Raw genomic sequence first — 1548 nt, 5'->3', positions numbered from 1 at the left:
GAACTTGAAATTTACGCCCATTATTAGAACACTGCGGCTTCAATCTCAAAGGTGAATTTTTAATTTGTTTCGTTTATAATAGAAACAACTATAAAAAACAATAAATTTATCGACTATAATCGAAATTGTAAGCAAAGCTGTAATTGAAAGGTGTGAGGATATGTCATATATATTACGTAAAAAATATCTTAATAAAATCAAACCTTTTATTAACAAGCCTATTGTGAAGGTGATTACAGGTATGAGACGAGTGGGAAAGTCCACTTTGTTAAAAATGATTCAATCTGAATTACTTACGGACGTTCCTCAAAGTCGTATTATTTATATCAATTTAGAATCAGCTCAATACTTATCTGTGAAAAATGATTTTGATCTGCAGAAATTAATTACAGAACGTAGTCAACAAATAGAAGGTAAAATATATTTTTTCTTTGATGAAATTCAATTAGTTTCTCACTGGGAACGTGTTATAAATGCGCTTAGAGTTGATTATGATTGCGATATTTATTTGACTGGTTCTAACTCAAAATTATTGTCCGGAGAGCTTGCCACCTTGCTTGCAGGGCGTTACGTAAGTTTTGAGGTGCTTCCTTTTACTTTTAGCGAATTCGTGAATTTGTATCAAAGTTTGAATTTAAGCATACAGGAATTATTTCAGCTATATATCAAAATTGGTGGTATGCCTCCTCTTCATTATTTTAATGGGGAAGAGGAGCCGAGTTTTAGATATTTAAACGACATTTATAATACCGTTGTTGTTAAGGATATACTTGAATACAATTCGATCCGAGATGTTGACGTATTTAATCGCATTTTACTTTTTTGTTTAGATAATATTGGACAAAGTTTTTCAGCTAACAGTTTACGAAAATATTTTGTTAGCGAAAATCGTAAAGTTTCAGTCGATACCATTTTGAATTACTTGAATTTTTGCCAAGCGGCGTATCTTCTAAAAAAAGTTCCACGCTATGACAGTGTTGGGAAAAAGTTACTGACGGTTGAGGAAAAATATTATGTAACAGATCATGGTTTTAGGCAAGCAGTAGGTTTCTCAAATGTTGTATCAATTGAACGTATTCTAGAAAATATTGTCTATATTGAGCTTTTGTCTCGTGGTTTTCAGGTTCAAGTTGGTCGTATTAATAATCAAGAAATCGATTTCATTGCTACTAGACAAGGTGAAACTGAGTATTATCAAGTCTCTTATTTGATGGCTAGCGAAGAGACTCGTAGCCGGGAATTTGGTGTTTATCGATTGGTTAAGGATAATTATCCTAAATATGTTTTGTCGATGGATACAATGAATTTTTCGCAAGAAGGGATTATACACAAATATTTACCAGATTTTCTAAAGGAGTAAACTATGGAACATAATTGCGGATTTATTAACGATAAAAAAGCATTTAGATATAGAGCAGCAGCCATCATAGTCGAAGAAGGTTGTGTGCTATTTGCAAGAAATGATGAGGACGACTATTACTACTCAGTTGGCGGAGCGGTTCGCATGGGCGAGACATCAGAAGAAGCCGTTAAGAGAGAAGTATTTGA

2 protein-coding genes are annotated in these 1548 nt (G+C 33.1%); both read left to right on the top strand.

Annotated features, from left to right (window positions below):
* Positions 1 to 160 precede the first annotated feature (160 nt).
* A complete protein-coding gene (locus HMPREF3216_RS00905; RefSeq protein ID WP_060786523.1) occupies positions 161 to 1360 on the top strand; it encodes an ATP-binding protein in 1200 nt (399 codons plus the stop codon).
* A gap of 3 nt (positions 1361 to 1363) precedes the next feature.
* On the top strand, positions 1364 to 1548 hold a 185-nt coding region (locus tag HMPREF3216_RS00900), incomplete at its 3' end, for an NUDIX domain-containing protein (protein WP_330986949.1).

The sequence above is a fragment of the Gardnerella vaginalis genome (assembly GCF_001546455.1).
In the GTDB taxonomy this organism is placed as follows: domain Bacteria; phylum Actinomycetota; class Actinomycetes; order Actinomycetales; family Bifidobacteriaceae; genus Bifidobacterium; species Bifidobacterium vaginale_B.
Note: the sequence above shows the minus strand (reverse complement) of the source record. Positions and strands in the feature narration are given on the sequence as shown.

Coding starts and splice junctions, on each gene's coding strand:
- HMPREF3216_RS00905 (WP_060786523.1), top strand. CDS start 161: ATGTCATATATATTACGTAAAAAATATCTTAATAAAATCAAACCTTTT.